This window comes from Tenacibaculum mesophilum, from assembly GCF_003867075.1.
GTDB classification, from domain to species: Bacteria; Bacteroidota; Bacteroidia; order Flavobacteriales; family Flavobacteriaceae; genus Polaribacter; species Polaribacter mesophilus.
Genome location: NZ_CP032544.1, coordinates 3,208,787 through 3,225,919 on the forward strand (window position 1 = coordinate 3,208,787; position 17,133 = coordinate 3,225,919).

Consider the following 17,133-nt stretch of genomic DNA (forward strand, 5'->3'; position numbering starts at 1 on the left):
ATGAAAAAATATATAATCTATATAGGAGTTTTAATCGCTGGGATATTTTTAGGATGGCTACTTTTTGGTGGAGGTCCCTCAAAAAGTGAGGCAGCTCATGACCATACTGCAGTAGAAAAAGGTAAAATGTGGACATGCTCTATGCACCCACAAATTATGCAAACAGAACCAGGAGATTGTCCTATTTGTGGAATGGATTTAATCCCTGCGGAAGCAGGAGCTGAAGGACTAGCTGCAAATCAGTTTAAATTGACTAAAAATGCATTGGCACTAGCAAATGTACAAACTACTGTGATTGGTAATGTTATGAGTGCAGATAATACAATTACACTATCAGGAAAAATAGCAGAAAACGAAAAGTCGAATGCAGTACAAGTGAGTTATTTTGCAGGAAGGATAGAACGTTTAAACGTGAACTTTACAGGAGAAAAAATAAGTAAAGGTCAGTTGTTGGCAACAGTATATTCTCCTGAATTGGTAAAAGCACAGCAAGAATTATTAACAGCAGCGTCAGTAAAAGAAAATCAGCCAGCATTGTATAAAGCAGTTAGAAATAAGCTAAAATTGTGGAAGCTGTCTGAAAACCAAATTAATCAAATTGAAAAAACAGGGAAAGTCAAAGAAAACTTTCCTGTGTATGCTACAGTTTCTGGTACAGTATCAGAAAAACTAGTAGAACAAGGAGATTATGTAAGTCAAGGACAGGTCTTATTGAAAATAGCTAATTTGAATTCAGTATGGGCAAACTTTGATGTATATGAGAATCAAATCAGTAATTTTAAAGTAGGTCAAAATATATCGATTACTACGAATGCGTATCCGAATAAAGTTTTTAATGCTAAAGTTTCATTTATAGATCCTGTTATGAACCCAGAAACCAGAACTATAACCATGCGTGCCGTGTTAAATAACAACAAAGGAAAGTTTAAACCAGCTATGTTTGTTACAGGAAAGGTGGAAGCTACAGGAAAGCAAACAGAACAACAATTAAGTATTCCGGTTACAGCAGTTTTATGGACAGGAAAACGTTCAGTTGTATACGTAAAGCCTGACGCAAGTAAACCAGTTTTTGAAATGCGAGAAGTGGTATTAGGAAGAAGAGCAGGAGAGAGCTATTTAGTAGAGAAAGAGTTGAAGTCAGGAGAAGAGATTGTTACGAATGGTGTGTTCACAATTGATGCATCAGCACAATTACAAGGGAAGAAGTCAATGATGAATCATACAAAAGAGATTATGGAATCTTTTAGTACATCAAAAAAGTTTAAAGAGCAATTGCAAAAAGCTTATAAAGCCTACATTGTCTTAAAAGATGCTTTGGTAAAAACTGATGCAAATGCAGCAAAAATAAGTGCAGGCAACCTACAAAAAGCCTTAACATCGGTTGATATGAAGTTGTTAACGAATGAAGAAGCTCATAAGCAGTGGATGCAATTAGTTCCTGCGCTAAAGTCAAGCAATGCAGAAATTGGAAAAACTACTGATGTAAGTGCTCAGCGAAAGTATTTTAAAGTATTATCAGAGCATTTTATTATAGCAGTTCAATCTTTTGGAATAAATGAGGTTACCTATAAACAATACTGTCCTATGGCAGATAGTGATAAAGGAGCTTATTGGTTAAGTAAAGAAAAACAAGTGTTAAATCCGTATTTTGGTGAGGGTATGCTAAAATGTGGTGAAGTAAAAGAAATAATTACTAATAATTAAATATCAAATCAAAATGAAAAAAGTAATCTTAGGAGTAGCTATGTTGGCTACAATTGGTTTAGTAAGTTGTAAAAACGAAGCTAAAAAAGAAACAGAAACAAAAGAAGTACAAACAGAGCAAACAACTACTCAGGAAGTAGCAATGACTACTACAACTTTTGGAGTAAGAGGTAACTGTGGAATGTGTAAAAGTACTATCGAAAAAGCTGTAAATGGTATAGATGGAGTAGCGTCAGCAGATTGGGATAAAGTAAGAAAGCAAATCAACGTATCTTTTGATGACTCTAAAACAAATGTAGATGCAATTCATAATGCTATTGCAGCTTCAGGATATGATACTGATAAGGTAGCAGGAAATGAAGAAGCTTATGGAAACTTACCAGGATGTTGTCAATATGATCATGGAATGGAAATGAGCTTAAAAGGTGAAGTAAAAGCAGACGAAACGTCTAACCACTAATTGGAAAAAAGTGTAACGAAAGTTTAAAATCGTTACACTTTTTTAAGTTATACTTAAAAAATCAATAACTTTAAGCAAAGTTTCTGTTGAAGCTGCATATTTAAAAAGAACACAAAAAGTTGTAATGGAGAAAGTAGATAAATACATAGAAAAAATAAAAAACTGGAAAGAAGAAACAAAGCTGTTACGACAAATTTGCTTGGACTGTGGTCTTGAAGAAGATTTTAAATGGATGCATCCTTGTTATACCTTTCAAGGAAAAAATATTGTATTGATTCATGGTTTTAAAGATTATTGTGCACTACTTTTTCATAAAGGCGCATTGTTAAAAGATACAAACGAGGTTTTAATTCAACAAACAGAAAATGTACAATCTGCTCGTCAAATTAGGTTTACAAAGCCAGAAGAAATAGTTGTTATAGCAAAAACGATTAAAGAATATATTTTTGAAGCGATAGCAGTTGAAAAAGCAGGTTTAAAGGTGGAAACTAAGAAAACTTCAGAATTTGAAATGGTAAGTGAGTTTAAAGAAACCCTAAAAGAAAACTCAGATTTACAAAAAGCTTTCGAAGGCTTAACACCAGGAAGACAAAGAAGTTACTTACTGTATTTTTCTAAAGCTAAACAATCAAAAACACGTTTGTCAAGAATAGAAAAGTCCATACCTAAAATGTTCCAAGGTAAAGGACATAATGAAAGGTAATAAAGCTACTCAAAAAGAATAGCTTTATTGAAAATTTAGATAAGACTTTATTTATTAATCTTATAACAAACCATTATGATGATTGATGAAACATTAGTGTAGATACTGCAATACGATTCCAAATATTAATTTCTCCTATTTGTATAATAATTTGTGCTATTTCATTATCGGTAAAGTGTTCCTTAAGTTCCTGAAAGGTGTTTTCTGATAATCCATTATTACTTACTTGTGTTATTTCATCAGTAGCAGCTAACAAGGCTTTTTCTTTTTTAGAAAATAAAGGAGATTCTTTCCAAGCGCTTAAAGCAAAAATTCTGTTTTGTTTTTCTCCATTTTTTAGAGCCTCCGAAGTATGCATTTCTATACAATAAGCACAAGAATTAATTTGAGAGCTTCTTATTTTTATAAGATTTTTAATGTCTTTTGAGAGGGATGTTGTTTCAAGATATTTAAAAATTTCTAAAATAGCTTTGTAAGAATTTGGCTCTAATTCTTGAATGTTTAGTCTTTGTTTCATGATTTTTATTTTATAAAATCAAAGGTATTATTATGACTATTGTTACAACTTAAGCTGGTTTAAGAAAGAATAATACTTTTCTATTAGAAGTAATTTAAAAAAATCAAATTGATTTTTATGTAGTATGTTTTGAGTAGGAAATATTATAAAAAATAAAACCCTGTTAGATTTCTAACAGGGTTTTTGTGACCTCGGCAGGATTCAAACCTGCAACCTCTTGAGCCGTAATCAAGTGCACTATTCAGTTATGCTACGAGGCCGTTTTGCGGGTGCAAATATAAGAATGTTTTTTAAATTGTAAAGCAAAAAAATAATATTTTTTCACCTTTTTTAATTTATTTTTCTTCTGCTATTTCTTCTTTAAAACTATCAATAGTGTCTTGAGCTTTTTCAAGGTCTGATTCATAGATAAATACGTCAATAGAATTGCCTAAAGTTCCAAAACCAGCAACTCTTCCGGCTTCTTTATTATCTTTTACTAAATATGGAACTTCAATTTCGTTAAGTAGCTGACTTAATCTGTTCACAAAGATTTGAGAGCCTGAGAAAACTTTAATATGCTTGTTCATAATGGTAAATTTTAATCCAACGAATTTATTGTAATATAAGCACGCCATCCAATAATAGCCAATTGAAATTTTGATGCTTTCGAAATATCCAATTCCTTTTTAGTAAAGCAAGGTAGTAGCGCCTTGTTTAGTTTGGCTAAAAACTTAAAAAAACTTTTTTTCATTAGTAGTTGATTTTACTATCAAAAATAACGAAAAATAATTTGATATGATAAGAAGAACTAAACTTTTACTTAGTTTAAAATGAAAAGTATAAGCTAAGGTTAGTCAATTTCTTAAAAGATAAAATCCAGTAATAAATAAGCAATTTTAATAGTTATTAGAATTAGTTTTAAAGCAAGTATAATCATGTTAGGTTCATGTGTTTTTAGTTAGTAAATAATGATGAATTCCGGAATTGTTTTTTCAATATAGGAGAAAGGAAATATTACAACCAAACTTTGGAATCTAATTTAATTGGATTGAGTTTGAATTTAAATCTATAAAAACACTATTAGTTTTAATTTATAACCTTATAATCTATGTTTAAATTATTAAATGAAACTTAAAAGTGTTCTATTAGTCATGTTTAATAAGCTTTTAAAGAGGCTTTTTTTACGGAATTTGAAAAGTAAAGGAAAAAGTATCTTTAAAATAAGCAGTTTTTAGGTGTTTCATTTCTTCAGAAAGAAAAAAATAAGTTTTTTGTAATAAATGTTTGCTACTATTTTGAGAGGAGATATATTCGCGATTTAAAATAAATCTAAATAAATATAATGAAATTTTACATAGCAGCAGTGGCTTTATTTTTAACCTTAGGAGTATCAGCTCAGTCTAGTTTAAAGGGAAAAATAAAGGATGAACAAGGTCAACCAATTTATGGGGTTAATATTCATATTTCAGAACTTCAAAAAGGTACTACCTCTGATGAAAATGGAGGCTTTATATTAAAAAATATAAAAGAAGGAGCTTTTAAGGTAACTTTTAGTATGGTGGGTTTCAAAACAGAAATAAGTAAAATAGCATTTACCCAAAACAACACTGTGGAGATTTTACAAACATTAAAGGAAGATTCGGAGAGTTTAAGCGAAGTTGTTGTTTCTGCTAGTAGACGTTCAGAATACCTTTCCGAGATACCAGCATCAATAACTGTTGTCAACCAAAAACAATTAACAGACTTATCAAACTCAACAACTAATATTAATGAAATTTTAGAATTTACTGTTCCAGGTTTAGCTGTGTCTACAGGAACCTTTTCTAACTGGGGACAAACATTACGTGGTCGTTCTTTATTAGTTATGATTGATGGTGTTCCTCAATCTACTCCTTTACGTAACGGTCAATTAGGAATAAAATCTGTTAGCCCTAACGATATTAGTCGCGTAGAAGTAATAAAAGGGGCAACCTCTATTTTTGGAAATGGAGGAAATGGAGGTTTTATTAATTATATAACAAAAAAGCCTAATAGTAATGAAAAAATTGAAGGAACTACTAATATTTGGGGAACTTCTAACTTAACAAAGACTAAGGATGCTTTTGGATTCGGGGCTTATCAGTCATTACGAGGAAAAATAGATAAGTTTAATTACTACATAAGTGGTAGTTATGAAGAAACAGGAAATAAATACGATGCAGATGGTAAAGTTATACTTCCTACTTATGGATTAGATAATACAAGAATTTATACAGCTTTAGCTAAGTTAGAGTATGAAATATCTGATAGACAAAAAATAAGTATTGGAGGAAACTTGTATAATTCTTTACAAGACACTCCATTTGTACCTGTTCTTGGATCTTTTGAAGTGTATAATGAGAATGGAGATTATACTTTAACACCTGGTTATGGTGTTGAAGGCTCTATTGAAGGACAAGAACCTACAGGATCTAAACTGTATAATGGTAACTTGAAATATGATTTAAATAATATTTTTGATGGAACAACAGATTTTACAGCTGATGTGTATTATCAAAAAACAAAAAACATATTCTTTTATTCAGATAAATTTGAAAACGGAGGTCAATCAGTAATTAATGCAGAAAAGTATGGTTTAAGACCAAATTTTAACACTACACTTACTCCAAATGAATCAACAGAGATTTCATTAACCTATGGTTTAGATTTGTTAAAAGATAAAACCAATCAAGGATTGTTAGATGGTAGATTATGGGTGCCAAATATTGATATGTTTAGTTGGGCACAATACATACAATCTACAGTAAAATTTAATGACGAATGGGTTTTAAAAGCAGGGTTAAGATATGATGATATGAATCTTACAATAGATGATTATAATACGTTACCATACTCACCTTTAGGAGATGGTAATTTTAATCCATCAGTAGCGGTAACAGGAGGTGAAATAGGATTTGATAATTTAGCGTTTAATGCTGGTGTAAGGTATATTAAGCATCAAGAGTTTATCCCCTATGTAAGTTATTCACAAGGTTTTTCAATTGCCGATTTAGGTTCTGTTTTACGTTCTGCAACTGCCGATAATATTGAAGATATTCAATTAGAACCAGCAGTAACCAAAAATTATGAGTTCGGATTTTTATCAAAGTTTAAAAACTTTAGGTTAGAAGCTGTAGGGTATTATAGTGTTTCTAATTTAGGCACAGGCGTTGCATTTGATGAAAATATAAATTCTTTTGTGCCATCTAAAAAGCCGCAGAACATTTATGGAGGAGAAATAGCAATAGATTATACTGCTTTTAATAGTAAACTAAAAGTAGGAACATCATATTCTTATGTTGAAGGTTTAACTCATAATGTGGGAGATGAAAATAATTTAACTTATTTAGGAGGTGATGTAATTTCAGCTCCAAAATTAACAGCTTACGTAACTTGGGTTCCAACAAAGAAAATAAGTACTTCTTTACGTATGACTAATTTAGGAGATAGAAATCGTTTTAATCCGTATTTAGATGCAAGTGATAATTATACGTTTAGACATACACAATTTCCTGTAGAAGGATACACTTTACTTAATTGGTCTATGAACTATAAATTGCAAGAAAATATATCGGTTTCATTAGCTGTAAATAATTTGTTAAACGAATATTATTTACCAGCAAGATCACAATGGGCAGCACCTTTAAGAACTTTTACAGGAACTGGAGAAGGGACAAATGCTAAATTAAGTGTGTTGTATAGCTTCTAAAATAATAAACAACATCTTACATTTGCAAAATTAAGAACCCAGTGCCTATTAAATTGTAGGTTCTGGGTTTTAAAAATAGGAGATACCAATTGCAGCAGATACATAAAATAATTTGGAAAATACACCTATGGTTAGGTCTTAGTTGTGGGGTTATTGCTTCTTTTTCTGGTTTAACGGGAGCATTGTATGTTTGGCAACCTGAAATAACTTCATTACTAAATCCGAAATTATTAAAGGTTGAAGATTTTTCTAAAATAAACGAAAAAACAATTTTAAGTTCTGCTTATTTTTTAGCTACACAGAATAAGGGAAAAGTAAATAAAGTTTTTTTGCCTTATAGAGAGCAGCAAACGATTTCAATAAATTATAAAAACGGTAAAACATTGTATTATCACCCGAAAACCAGAGTTTTGTTAGGTGAAAAATCGGTGTCAATACAGTTTTTTGAAACCCTCCTGAAGTTACACCGTACGTTAGGAATGCCTACAATTGGTAAGTATGTTATAGGTACAAGTGCTTTATTGTTTTGTTTCTTCTTATTAACAACAGGGTTTTATATGTGGTGGAAAATATATAAAAACAATCTGTCAAAAGGATTTACGATGAAGTGGAAACCCAAAAAGAAACGATTTTACTTCAATCTACATAAAGTATTCGGAGTTTATTTTTTGTTGCCTTTGCTAGTAATAGCCTTTACAGGAGGTTACTTCACGTATCATAAAACCTATAAATCTGTTTTATCTATATTCAATAGTTCAGATAAAGTAATCATGAATGAAGAAATAAAACAAGAAAAGGTTTTTTCATTAGAAGAAGCAGTTTTACAAACTGATGGAAAATATGCTTTAAGAGCTATTTATTACCCGAAAAATAGCTTAGGAGTATATAAACTTCGGTATATAAAAGATCGATTTATTAAAGCAGGATTTAGAAGAACAAAAGAAATGGAGTTAAATCAGCAAGGTAAATTACGAATACTGTCAAGTTTTGATTTTGATGCAAATAATAATCGAATAGCGGCTCAGTTTTACCCAGTACATATAGGAGAAATAGGAGGGATATTGGGTAGAGTTTTAGTATTTGTATCTGGTTTAGTGCCTTTGGTGTTATTGATAACAGGCTTTAAAGTTTATAATTTAAAACGCAAAAAATTAAAGAGGCAACTTAATTAAGGTTTTATTGGTTCAGGAGCTTGAATTTGTTTTCATTTTTGCTGGGTAAAAACCTTATCTTCGCCCAAAAAATATCTTATGAGCATTCTATATATTATTATTGGTTTAACATTGTTGGTTTTAGGAGGAAATTGGCTGTTAAAAGCAGCGGTAGGCTTATCACTTAAACTACATATACCAAAAATAGTAATAGGTATGACAGTAGTGTCGTTTGCAACTTCAGCACCAGAATTAATTGTAAGCATAAAGTCTGCTTTAAATGGAGCTACTGGGTTAGCAGTAGGAAATGTTATTGGATCTAATATTGCAAACCTAGGTCTGGTTTTAGGAATAACAGTTATATTATCGTCAATTGATGTAGAAAAAAGTTTTTATAAAACAGATTGGCCAGTAATGATGATTGCTTCAGTACTACTGTATTTTTTTATAGCGAATGACAAGACTATTCAATTTTATGAAGGAGCTATATTATTTGGAATGTTGCTAGTATTTTTAATTTATTTATTACGTTTTCAAAAACAAGCAGTTGTTGATGAGATGCCTGAAGACGATGAAGAGTTACCCTTATATAAAATAGCCTTGTTTCTAGCTGTTGGAGGAGTTGGTTTATGGGGCGGTTCAGAACTATTGATTAATGGTTCGGTAGCTATGGCTCAACATTTTGGAGTAAGTGACGCGATTATTGGAGTAACTGTAGTGTCAGTAGGGACAAGTGTTCCAGAATTGGCTGCCTCAATTATTGCAGTGTTAAAGAAAGAAAAAGCCATCTCATTAGGAAACCTTGTAGGATCTAATGTGTTTAATATTTTAGCCGTTTTAGGTATTACAGCAATGATTACGCCTGTTCAGGTAAAACCAGATGCCTATAGTTTGATTAATAATGATATTTATTGGATGTTAGGAATTTCGTTTGCCATATTACCTTTAGTATTTATTCCAAAAGGATTACGTTTAGGTTGGAGAGACGGAGTGCTGTTGTTGGTTTCTTACATTACTTTTGTGTATTTAACGATCTCTTAAAAGTGAGGGAGAAAGAAAGTATAAAAAAGCCGCTATTAGCGGCTTTTTAGTTGTGTTGTTGTTGTGTTAATTATATATTGGCACCTTTTACGGTTTCTATAATTCTTCCAGCTACTTTGTAAGGATCAGCGTTTGAAGCAGGTCTTCTGTCTTCTAGCCAACCTTTCCATCCTTTTTCTACAGTAATGATAGGAATTCGGATTGAAGCACCTCTATCTGAAACTCCATAACTAAAGTCAGATACGTGAGCAGTTTCATGTAAACCAGTTAAACGCTCGTCATTATTAGCTCCATATACATCAATATGTTCTTCTGTAACAGGTCTAAAAGCTTCACAAATCTTTTCGTAAGTCTCTTGAGAACCACAAGTTCTTAATGTAGTATTAGAAAAGTTTGCATGCATACCAGAACCATTCCAATCTCCTTTTACTGGTTTTGGATGGTATTCAATGTAGTAACCATATTTTTCAGTTAAACGGTCTAATAAGTAACGGGCAACCCAAATTTCATCACCAGCTTTTTTTGCTCCTTTAGCAAATAATTGGAATTCCCATTGTCCTGGAGCAACTTCTTGGTTAATCCCTTCAAAGTTTAAACCTGCTTCAATACATAAATCGGCATGTTCTTCAACAAAATCTCTTCCCCAAGTGTATCTTCCTCCTACAGAACAGTAGTACTTCCCTTGAGGTCCAGGGAATCCGCCACGAGGGAATCCTAAAGGTAAATCAGTTTTAGTATCCATTAAAAAATACTCTTGCTCAAAACCAAACCAAAAGTCATTATTATCATCATCAATCTTAGCACGTGCATTTGAAGCATGTGGAGTTCCATCAGCATTTAAAACTTCAGACATTACTAAGAATCCATTTTTTCTAGTCGGGTCAGGATAAATAGCAACAGGCTTTAATAAACAATCAGAAGCACCACCAGATGCTTGCTCAGTAGAACTTCCGTCAAAAGACCACATAGAACAGTCTTCTAATTTACCGCTAAAGTTTTCTTCAACTTTAGTTTTACTACGCATGTTTTGAGTTGGCTCATGACCATCTAACCAAATGTATTCTAATTTTGATTTACTCATGATTTTTGTTTTTGTGTTGTTTTGAGTTAATTACGAAGCAAAATTGAGTATTTTTTGTTGAAAGGCAAAATTTTTAAGGGTGTTTTTGTTTAAAATTAACTTTAAGTTAATTTAACCCCTGTTTTTTTAGGGGTGTTTTGTTTAAAGTTTGTATTTTTGAGTGTCTAATTTAATATTTTATTATATGTCAACTTTAAGATTCAGTGCATTACAAGAGGTTTTACATAGAAAAACTGTTGTAGTAGAAGAAAACGAACGTCGTTCAGAATTGTTTGGTAAAAACGTATTTAATGAGCAAGCAATGCGTCAATATATGACCAAAGAGGCATATCAAAGTGTAATGGATGCTATTGAATTTGGGACTAAGATTGATAGGAAAACCGCTGATCAGATTGCGGTAAGCATGAAAGATTGGGCATTATCTAAAGGAGCAACGCATTATACACACTGGTTTCAGCCTTTAACGGGATCTACAGCAGAAAAGCACGATGCGTTTTTTGAAACTGTTGACGGAGGAGGAGCAATGGAGAAGTTTGATGGAGGTCAGTTAGTACAACAAGAGCCAGATGCATCAAGTTTTCCTAACGGAGGAATTAGAAATACTTTTGAAGCACGTGGTTATACGGCATGGGATCCAACATCACCAGCGTTTATTTATGGTACGACCTTATGTATTCCAACTGTTTTTGTGGCATATACAGGTGAAGCGTTAGATAATAAAGCACCCTTATTAAGAGCATTACAAGCGGTTGATACTGCGGCGACAGCAGTTTGTAAATATTTTGACAAAAATGTAACAAAAGTAAACGCAACCTTAGGTTGGGAACAAGAATACTTTTTAATTGATACAGCATTAGCAGCAGCACGTCCTGATATAATGATGACAGGAAGAGCATTGTTAGGACATGCACCAGCAAAAGGACAACAGTTAGACGATCATTATTTTGGATCAATACCTACTAGAGTATTGAACTTTATGCGTGATTTGGAAAATGAATGTATGCTCTTAGGAGTGCCTGTTAAAACACGACATAATGAAGTAGCACCAAATCAGTTTGAGTTAGCGCCAATTTTTGAAGAAGCAAACTTAGCAGTAGATCACAATTCATTATTAATGGATGTGATGGAGAAAGTGTCGCAACGTCATAAATTCAAAGTGTTATTCCATGAAAAGCCATTTGCAGGGATTAATGGTTCAGGAAAACATAATAACTGGAGTTTATCTACCAATACAGGAGTTAATTTACTGAGTCCAGGGAAAACCCCGATGAAAAACTTACAATTCTTAACCTTTTTTGTAAATACCATCAAAGCAGTTCACGATTACGAAGAATTAATTAGAGCGTCGATAGCAAGTGCTAGTAACGATCATCGTTTAGGAGCTAATGAAGCACCACCAGCAATTATATCAGTTTTTATAGGTTCACAATTATCATCGGTATTAGATGAGCTAGAAAATGTAACGAAAGGAAAACTATCACCTGAAGAAAAAACAGATTTAAAATTAAACATTGTAGGGAAAATTCCAGAAATTTTATTAGATAACACAGATAGAAACAGAACTTCACCTTTTGCTTTTACAGGAAATAAATTTGAGCTACGTGCAGTAGGTTCATGGTCTAACTGCGCAGGGCCTATGACTGTATTGAATACAATTATAGCAAGACAACTGAATGAATTTAAAGAAGAAGTTGATAAGTTAATTGATACCAAAAAACTTAAAAAAGATGAAGCCATATTTAATGTATTGAGAGAATATATTAAAGCATCAAAGAATATTCGATTTGAAGGAGATGGTTATGGAGAAGCATGGGAAAAGGAGGCTAAGAAAAGAGGGTTGTCGAATAACAAAACAACTCCAGAAGCATTAAAAGCAAAAGTTTCTGAAAAAGCAATTTCTCTTTTTGAAGAAATGAAAGTGATGAATAAGGTTGAGGTAGAAGCTCGTCATGAAATCGAGTTAGAAGAATATTCAAAGAAAATACAAATAGAAAGTAGAGTGCTAGGTGATATTGCAAGAAACCATATTATACCTATTGCTATTCAATACCAAAATACGTTGATAGAAAATGTAAGAGGACTGAAAGAGATTTTTGGAAATAATTTTGAGAAATACGCTAACGAACAAATCGATTTAATTCAGAAAATATCTAATCATATCGCTGAAATTAACTCTAAAGTAGAAGATATGATTGAAGAACGTAAAAAGGCAAATAAACTAGAAGGACAAAAAAATGCAGATGCTTACTGTAACAAAGTGAAACCTTATTTTGACGAAATTCGTTATCACTGTGATAAATTAGAATTAATGGTAGATGATAATTTATGGCCTTTAACTAAGTACAGGGAGCTTTTGTTTACTAGATAAAATAACCTATTTTGAATGAGAAAAAACATTTATTAAAAAAGGGGGAAAACCCCTTTTTTTAATAAAAATGAAAATGAAAAAAACAAAGCCAAAGACTACGTTTATAGCGTGTTTTTGGCTTTTTCTTATTTTATTTTTTTAAGTATAGAAATCTTGATTGGTTTTTGAAGCTAAAAAAAATTGTATATTAGCTATGTTTAAACAAACAGTCTATATATAGATTCTTACAGTTTTATTTTAAACTGATGGATGTAATTACAGTTACCAAACTAATCTTACATTTTACCCCATAATTTTATCTTACCCTTATTTACTTAGCATTCTCCCATAATAAGCATTATTAGTATTTGTATGCTTATATCATACATAGGGTATGCTAAAAATCAATTAACGTATTTTAAAATTATCTATTATGAAAAATTTTTTATTAGCAGCTATTTTTTTAGCTTCAGGAACCGTTTTCGCACAGTTCGCAAACCCATTACCAACACCAAAAGCTAACTGTTTAGGGTGTTCAGTAGCACAAGTAGGTCCTTCTTATGGAGATAGAGGAGCAGCAATAAACACGAGTTACGTAGATCAAACAGGACACATGAATGATGCAAGTGTAGTTCAAACTGGAGTAGGTAACTTATCAAATATCGATCAAGATGGTCAAAACCAAGGATTTTCTGGAGGTTTAGGAAACGAAGCGACTGTATACCAAAGAGGAAGAAAGAACGAAACCGACATTAAACAACATGGAGATTACAATTCTGGTTTTGTAAATCAAGTAGGATATAAAAACTACGCACAACAAGATGTAGGTGTAGGTTGGGCAGAAAATAACAGAGCATATGCTTACCAAACAGGACGTCAAAATACTTCTATTCAAAAACAACGTTATGATAATAATGTAGCTATTGTAGCACAATCTGGTAGAAGAAATTTAGCTCACCAAGATCAAAGTACAGGAACTAATGGTGCACCAGGTAGTGTAGCAGGTATTTTACAAGTCGGTAACTATAATAAGGCTAAACAAGTACAAAGAGGTAGTTTTAATATAGATGGAATAGCTCAATTTGGAAACGGAAATATGGCTTCTACTACGCAAACATCAACAGGGGGGATAAATATTTCTGGTATTGGACAGACAGGTTCGGGGAATGAAGCTTGTGTTGATCAAAACGCTGATGCTGGTATTAACTTAAGTTTAATTAGTCAGTTTGGTGTAGAAAATCATGCGTCTGTTATTCAAGACGCACAAGGTTCAGGAAATGCTAGCTTTATCGGTCAAGCAGGTTATATGAATAAAGCTTGTGTTGAACAAACAGGACTATAATTTATTTATTAATAAAACTTTAAGAGAAGGGAGGAACTCTTCTCTCTTCTCTTAACTTATTAAAATGAAGGTAATGAAAGATATGAAAACAATATTATTTATAATGCTGGTTACTTTTAATCTTACTATTATGTCACAGCAAAAAACATCTACATATTTTGTATCTGTACCTCAAATAGGAAATGATGTTTCTTTTGTAATACTAGAGAAAAATATTAATTCATTAAATAATTCACAAGATTTTACCTATTCAGCAGCTAATCAAAATTACCTAACAATAAATCAAGTAGGAATAAATAATGTAGCAGAATTAAAAAGTGGAGTTAGAGATGTACAGTTAGTGGGGCAAAAGGGAAAAAACAACTATTATAGCTTTATAGATTATTACAATGCTTCTTCTACAAAAATGAATATTCTTCAACAGGGGAATGCAAATTCATTACAGGTGTACGGAACAAACTCTTTAATGGAAAATGTAAAAATCATTCAAAAATCTAATTATAAAACAATTATAGTTAGGAACTATTAAAATGATGCTAAGGTTTAATTTCTTTAAAAGAAAAATAAAATATATTATTCTGTTTTTACTTTGTATAACAACAAGTTATGCTCAAGAAATAAATCAGGTAAAAGCCAAAATTCTTATTCTTAAAAAAGACAATTTTATAGCAGTAAAAGCACAAGCTGAAAATGAAGGAGTATTGTTTAAAGATGAGTTTAATTACAACTTATTGGTGTTAAAAAAGAATAAAGATGGAAGCTACTCTAACAATAAACAATCAGGAGAATTTTCTTTAAAACCTAATGAAAAAAAAGAACTTTCATTAATAAGGTTAAGCTTAAACCCTGATGAAGAGCTAAGAGCTTATTTATTTATAAAGCACAAGGAAACTTTAATAGATAAAGATACTTTAGTAATAGTACCTAAAAAGGTAGGTATAATAAAAAAAGAAAAAATAGACGAATCTAATTTTGTGTTAAAAGGATTGGTTATTGAAGAAGCAATAACAAAAATAGGGAAAGACTTTTATGATTTTTTTTACCAAGAATACCTGCTCTCAGGCTTAAAGTATCCTTTCATTATAAAAATAAAAGAGAAACCAGGATTAAGAAGAACTACAGTTTTAATTATTGAAGCTGATGATAAAAAGATTTTTGAGTTCATGACAATGCCAGGAGAAGATTTTCTTAAACGAGCTGTTAAAGCATCTTTGGTAAGATTAAGTAGTTACTCAAAACAGAGAAATACATTATTAAGTTATAAAATTTAAACAAAGTAAGTTATGAAAATAGCAACCAAACTTATAACAATTGTTTTATTTTTAATAAGTTCATTTACTTTTTCACAAGAACTAGTTTATAAACCAGTTAATCCATTTTTTGGAGGAAATAATCCATTCGGGTATCAGCAAATTTTGGCATCAGCAAATGCACAAAACGATTTTCAAGAAGAAACACAAGATCCTTTTCAACAACCATCAGACTTAGAAAACTTTACTAATAGTTTAAACAGGCAACTACTAAACTCATTATCTCAAGATTTATTTCAAGAACAATTTGGAGATCAAGGATTAACTGTTGGAACTTATGTGTTTGGATCTTTAGTAGTAGAAGTAACACCTACCAGTGGAGGTTTATCTGTAAATATTTTAAATACCCAAACAGGTGAACAAACACAAATTATAATACCAAACAATTAACAACAAAACGACTAATCATAACTTAAATTTTATGAGAAAATTATTATTCAAATTACTATTCTCTTTAAGTTTTATCTTGTTTTCTAGTTGTGGAGCATACCTAAATCAGCCATTCCAAACAACGAATGCTAGAATAGGGGAAAACACCTCTTTACAAAACGATTTAATTAAGAATATTCTACCTGTCGAAAAAGTAATCGTAGGAGTTTATAAATTTAGAGATCAAACAGGACAATACAAGCCGACTGAAAACGGTTCTACATTTAGTACCGCGGTAACGCAAGGAGGTACATCAATTCTATTAAAATCACTAGAAGAGTCAAAATGGTTTACTCCAATAGAAAGAGAAAATATCGCTAATTTATTAAATGAACGACAAATAATAAGGTCAACAAGGCAAGAATATCAAGGAGTTAACTCTACAAAAATGCCACCATTACTTTTTGCTGGAATTATTTTAGAAGGAGGTGTGGTTTCTTATGATTCTAATATTATTACAGGAGGTTCAGGAGTTAGATATTTTGGAGCAGGAGCATCTAATCAATATAGACAAGATAGAATAACCGTTTATTTAAGAGCCGTATCTACATCAAATGGACAAATTTTAAAAAATATTTACGTATCAAAAACAGTACTCTCTCAAGGAATTTCAGCAAACTTATATAGATATGTTTCTTTAAGAAGATTGTTAGAAGTAGAAACAGGAGTAACCAAAAATGAACCTATGCAATTAGCTGTAAAAGAAGCGATAGATAAAGCAGTTGAACAGTTGATTATAGAAGGTGTTGTAGATGGTTTATGGACTCCTCAAGGAGGTGATAAGGTTGTCAACCTCTTTAAAAAAGAGTATTTAAAAGAAAAAAATGAAGCAGACAACACATTACTTTTTAATAGAAAGCAGGAAACAAGAAGAGCAAAAAATTCAATGACTGTAATGGGAGGCGCTTCAATAATTTCAGGAGATTATTCAAAACCCGTAGCAAGATTTGGTTTTGACTTAAAATACAGATATTTTTTTAAGAACCCTCGATTTAGTTTTGGAGGAAGCATAGGAAGGTTTGAGTTAGAAAACGAACAATCTTTTAAAAATACTTTTTTAACATCTAGTATTTTTCTAGAATACAATATGATGCCTTACGATAGGTTAACACCGTATGCATACATAGGTGTAGGTTCAGTTTTAGAGAAAAACCTAGACAATCCTATGTTTAAATTTCAATATGGTTTAGGGTTAGAGTATTTAGTAACAAATAAAATAGGATTAACTCTTTATGGAGAAAATTATCTTTTAGGTTCAGACAACTTAGATAAGCTAGTTAGAGGAAAGAGAAATGATTTTATTTGGAGAGTAGGAGCAGGTATAAATGTTTATTTTTAA

General features: G+C 31.5%; 16 protein-coding genes and 1 tRNA gene. 12 read left to right on the forward strand and 5 right to left on the reverse strand.

Going from position 1 to position 17,133, the window contains the following annotated elements:
- The 3 genes from D6200_RS14630 to D6200_RS14640 all read left to right on the forward strand — a co-directional run bounded on the left by D6200_RS14630 (window position 1) and on the right by D6200_RS14640 (window position 2,867).
- The gene (locus D6200_RS14630) at window positions 1-1,704 is read left to right on the forward strand and encodes an efflux RND transporter periplasmic adaptor subunit (protein WP_073181568.1); all 1,704 of its coding nucleotides are present in this window, start codon (window positions 1-3) and stop codon (window positions 1,702-1,704) included.
- Between the two features lie 13 nt (window positions 1,705-1,717).
- The gene (locus tag D6200_RS14635; protein ID WP_073181566.1) at window positions 1,718-2,164 is read left to right on the forward strand and encodes a heavy-metal-associated domain-containing protein; all 447 of its coding nucleotides are present in this window, start codon (window positions 1,718-1,720) and stop codon (window positions 2,162-2,164) included.
- A 124-nt stretch (window positions 2,165-2,288) separates the two neighbouring features.
- A complete protein-coding gene (locus D6200_RS14640) occupies window positions 2,289-2,867 on the forward strand; it encodes a YdeI/OmpD-associated family protein (protein WP_073181564.1) in 579 nt (192 codons plus the stop codon).
- Between the two features lie 73 nt (window positions 2,868-2,940).
- Here D6200_RS14640 and D6200_RS14645 read toward each other — a convergent pair whose 3' ends face one another.
- From D6200_RS14645 to D6200_RS14660, 4 genes are all read right to left on the reverse strand, one after another.
- Complete coding sequence (locus D6200_RS14645) at window positions 2,941-3,384, reverse strand: carboxymuconolactone decarboxylase family protein (protein ID WP_073181562.1); 444 nt, start codon at window positions 3,382-3,384, stop codon at window positions 2,941-2,943.
- Between the two features lie 186 nt (window positions 3,385-3,570).
- A tRNA-Arg gene (locus D6200_RS14650) sits at window positions 3,571-3,644 on the reverse strand.
- Between the two features lie 75 nt (window positions 3,645-3,719).
- On the reverse strand, window positions 3,720-3,953 hold the full coding sequence (locus tag D6200_RS14655) for a putative signal transducing protein (RefSeq protein WP_047788418.1): 234 nt from the start codon (window positions 3,951-3,953) through the stop codon (window positions 3,720-3,722).
- An 11-nt stretch (window positions 3,954-3,964) separates the two neighbouring features.
- A complete protein-coding gene (locus tag D6200_RS14660) occupies window positions 3,965-4,117 on the reverse strand; it encodes an SsrA-binding protein (RefSeq protein ID WP_073181561.1) in 153 nt (50 codons plus the stop codon).
- A 591-nt stretch (window positions 4,118-4,708) separates the two neighbouring features.
- Between D6200_RS14660 and D6200_RS14665 the strand changes: the two genes are divergently transcribed.
- The 3 genes from D6200_RS14665 to D6200_RS14675 all read left to right on the forward strand — a co-directional run bounded on the left by D6200_RS14665 (window position 4,709) and on the right by D6200_RS14675 (window position 9,285).
- The gene (locus D6200_RS14665; RefSeq protein WP_073181559.1) at window positions 4,709-7,093 is read left to right on the forward strand and encodes a TonB-dependent receptor; all 2,385 of its coding nucleotides are present in this window, start codon (window positions 4,709-4,711) and stop codon (window positions 7,091-7,093) included.
- 89 nt (window positions 7,094-7,182) lie between these two features.
- The gene (locus D6200_RS14670) at window positions 7,183-8,265 is read left to right on the forward strand and encodes a PepSY-associated TM helix domain-containing protein (protein WP_083574758.1); all 1,083 of its coding nucleotides are present in this window, start codon (window positions 7,183-7,185) and stop codon (window positions 8,263-8,265) included.
- A 78-nt stretch (window positions 8,266-8,343) separates the two neighbouring features.
- On the forward strand, window positions 8,344-9,285 hold the full coding sequence (locus D6200_RS14675; RefSeq protein ID WP_073181557.1) for a calcium/sodium antiporter: 942 nt from the start codon (window positions 8,344-8,346) through the stop codon (window positions 9,283-9,285).
- 70 nt (window positions 9,286-9,355) lie between these two features.
- On the opposite strand, the gene D6200_RS14680 is transcribed toward D6200_RS14675, so the two are convergent.
- Window positions 9,356-10,366, reverse strand: coding sequence for a glutamine synthetase beta-grasp domain-containing protein (locus tag D6200_RS14680; RefSeq protein ID WP_073181556.1), 1,011 nt, complete (start codon window positions 10,364-10,366; stop codon window positions 9,356-9,358).
- A gap of 184 nt (window positions 10,367-10,550) precedes the next feature.
- On the opposite strand from D6200_RS14680, the gene D6200_RS14685 reads away from it, so the two are divergent.
- From D6200_RS14685 to D6200_RS14710, 6 genes are all read left to right on the forward strand, one after another.
- Window positions 10,551-12,734, forward strand: coding sequence for a glutamine synthetase III family protein (locus tag D6200_RS14685; protein WP_073181554.1), 2,184 nt, complete (start codon window positions 10,551-10,553; stop codon window positions 12,732-12,734).
- Window positions 12,735-13,146: 412 nt separating this feature from the next.
- A complete protein-coding gene (locus D6200_RS14690) occupies window positions 13,147-14,055 on the forward strand; it encodes a hypothetical protein (RefSeq protein WP_073181552.1) in 909 nt (302 codons plus the stop codon).
- A gap of 73 nt (window positions 14,056-14,128) precedes the next feature.
- A complete protein-coding gene (locus tag D6200_RS14695) occupies window positions 14,129-14,584 on the forward strand; it encodes a hypothetical protein (protein WP_073181550.1) in 456 nt (151 codons plus the stop codon).
- Window position 14,585: 1 nt separating this feature from the next.
- A complete protein-coding gene (locus D6200_RS14700) occupies window positions 14,586-15,326 on the forward strand; it encodes a CsgE family curli-type amyloid fiber assembly protein (protein ID WP_073181548.1) in 741 nt (246 codons plus the stop codon).
- A gap of 12 nt (window positions 15,327-15,338) precedes the next feature.
- Window positions 15,339-15,755, forward strand: coding sequence for a curli assembly protein CsgF (locus tag D6200_RS14705; protein WP_047788409.1), 417 nt, complete (start codon window positions 15,339-15,341; stop codon window positions 15,753-15,755).
- A 31-nt stretch (window positions 15,756-15,786) separates the two neighbouring features.
- Window positions 15,787-17,133 (forward strand): CsgG/HfaB family protein, encoded by a 1,347-nt coding sequence (locus D6200_RS14710; protein WP_073181547.1) that lies wholly within the window; start codon window positions 15,787-15,789, stop codon window positions 17,131-17,133.

Bases quoted from the DNA above. Each gene is read 5' to 3' on its own strand.
- D6200_RS14630 (WP_073181568.1), top strand. From the start codon at position 1: ATGAAAAAATATATAATCTATATAGGAGTTTTAATCGCTGGGATATTT.
- D6200_RS14635 (WP_073181566.1), top strand. From the start codon at position 1,718: ATGAAAAAAGTAATCTTAGGAGTAGCTATGTTGGCTACAATTGGTTTA.
- D6200_RS14640 (WP_073181564.1), top strand. From the start codon at position 2,289: ATGGAGAAAGTAGATAAATACATAGAAAAAATAAAAAACTGGAAAGAA.
- D6200_RS14645 (WP_073181562.1), bottom strand. From the start codon at position 3,384: ATGAAACAAAGACTAAACATTCAAGAATTAGAGCCAAATTCTTACAAA.
- D6200_RS14655 (WP_047788418.1), bottom strand. From the start codon at position 3,953: ATGAACAAGCATATTAAAGTTTTCTCAGGCTCTCAAATCTTTGTGAAC.
- D6200_RS14660 (WP_073181561.1), bottom strand. From the start codon at position 4,117: ATGAAAAAAAGTTTTTTTAAGTTTTTAGCCAAACTAAACAAGGCGCTA.
- D6200_RS14665 (WP_073181559.1), top strand. From the start codon at position 4,709: ATGAAATTTTACATAGCAGCAGTGGCTTTATTTTTAACCTTAGGAGTA.
- D6200_RS14675 (WP_073181557.1), top strand. From the start codon at position 8,344: ATGAGCATTCTATATATTATTATTGGTTTAACATTGTTGGTTTTAGGA.
- D6200_RS14680 (WP_073181556.1), bottom strand. From the start codon at position 10,366: ATGAGTAAATCAAAATTAGAATACATTTGGTTAGATGGTCATGAGCCA.
- D6200_RS14685 (WP_073181554.1), top strand. From the start codon at position 10,551: ATGTCAACTTTAAGATTCAGTGCATTACAAGAGGTTTTACATAGAAAA.
- D6200_RS14690 (WP_073181552.1), top strand. From the start codon at position 13,147: ATGAAAAATTTTTTATTAGCAGCTATTTTTTTAGCTTCAGGAACCGTT.
- D6200_RS14695 (WP_073181550.1), top strand. From the start codon at position 14,129: ATGAAAGATATGAAAACAATATTATTTATAATGCTGGTTACTTTTAAT.
- D6200_RS14700 (WP_073181548.1), top strand. From the start codon at position 14,586: ATGATGCTAAGGTTTAATTTCTTTAAAAGAAAAATAAAATATATTATT.
- D6200_RS14705 (WP_047788409.1), top strand. From the start codon at position 15,339: ATGAAAATAGCAACCAAACTTATAACAATTGTTTTATTTTTAATAAGT.
- D6200_RS14710 (WP_073181547.1), top strand. From the start codon at position 15,787: ATGAGAAAATTATTATTCAAATTACTATTCTCTTTAAGTTTTATCTTG.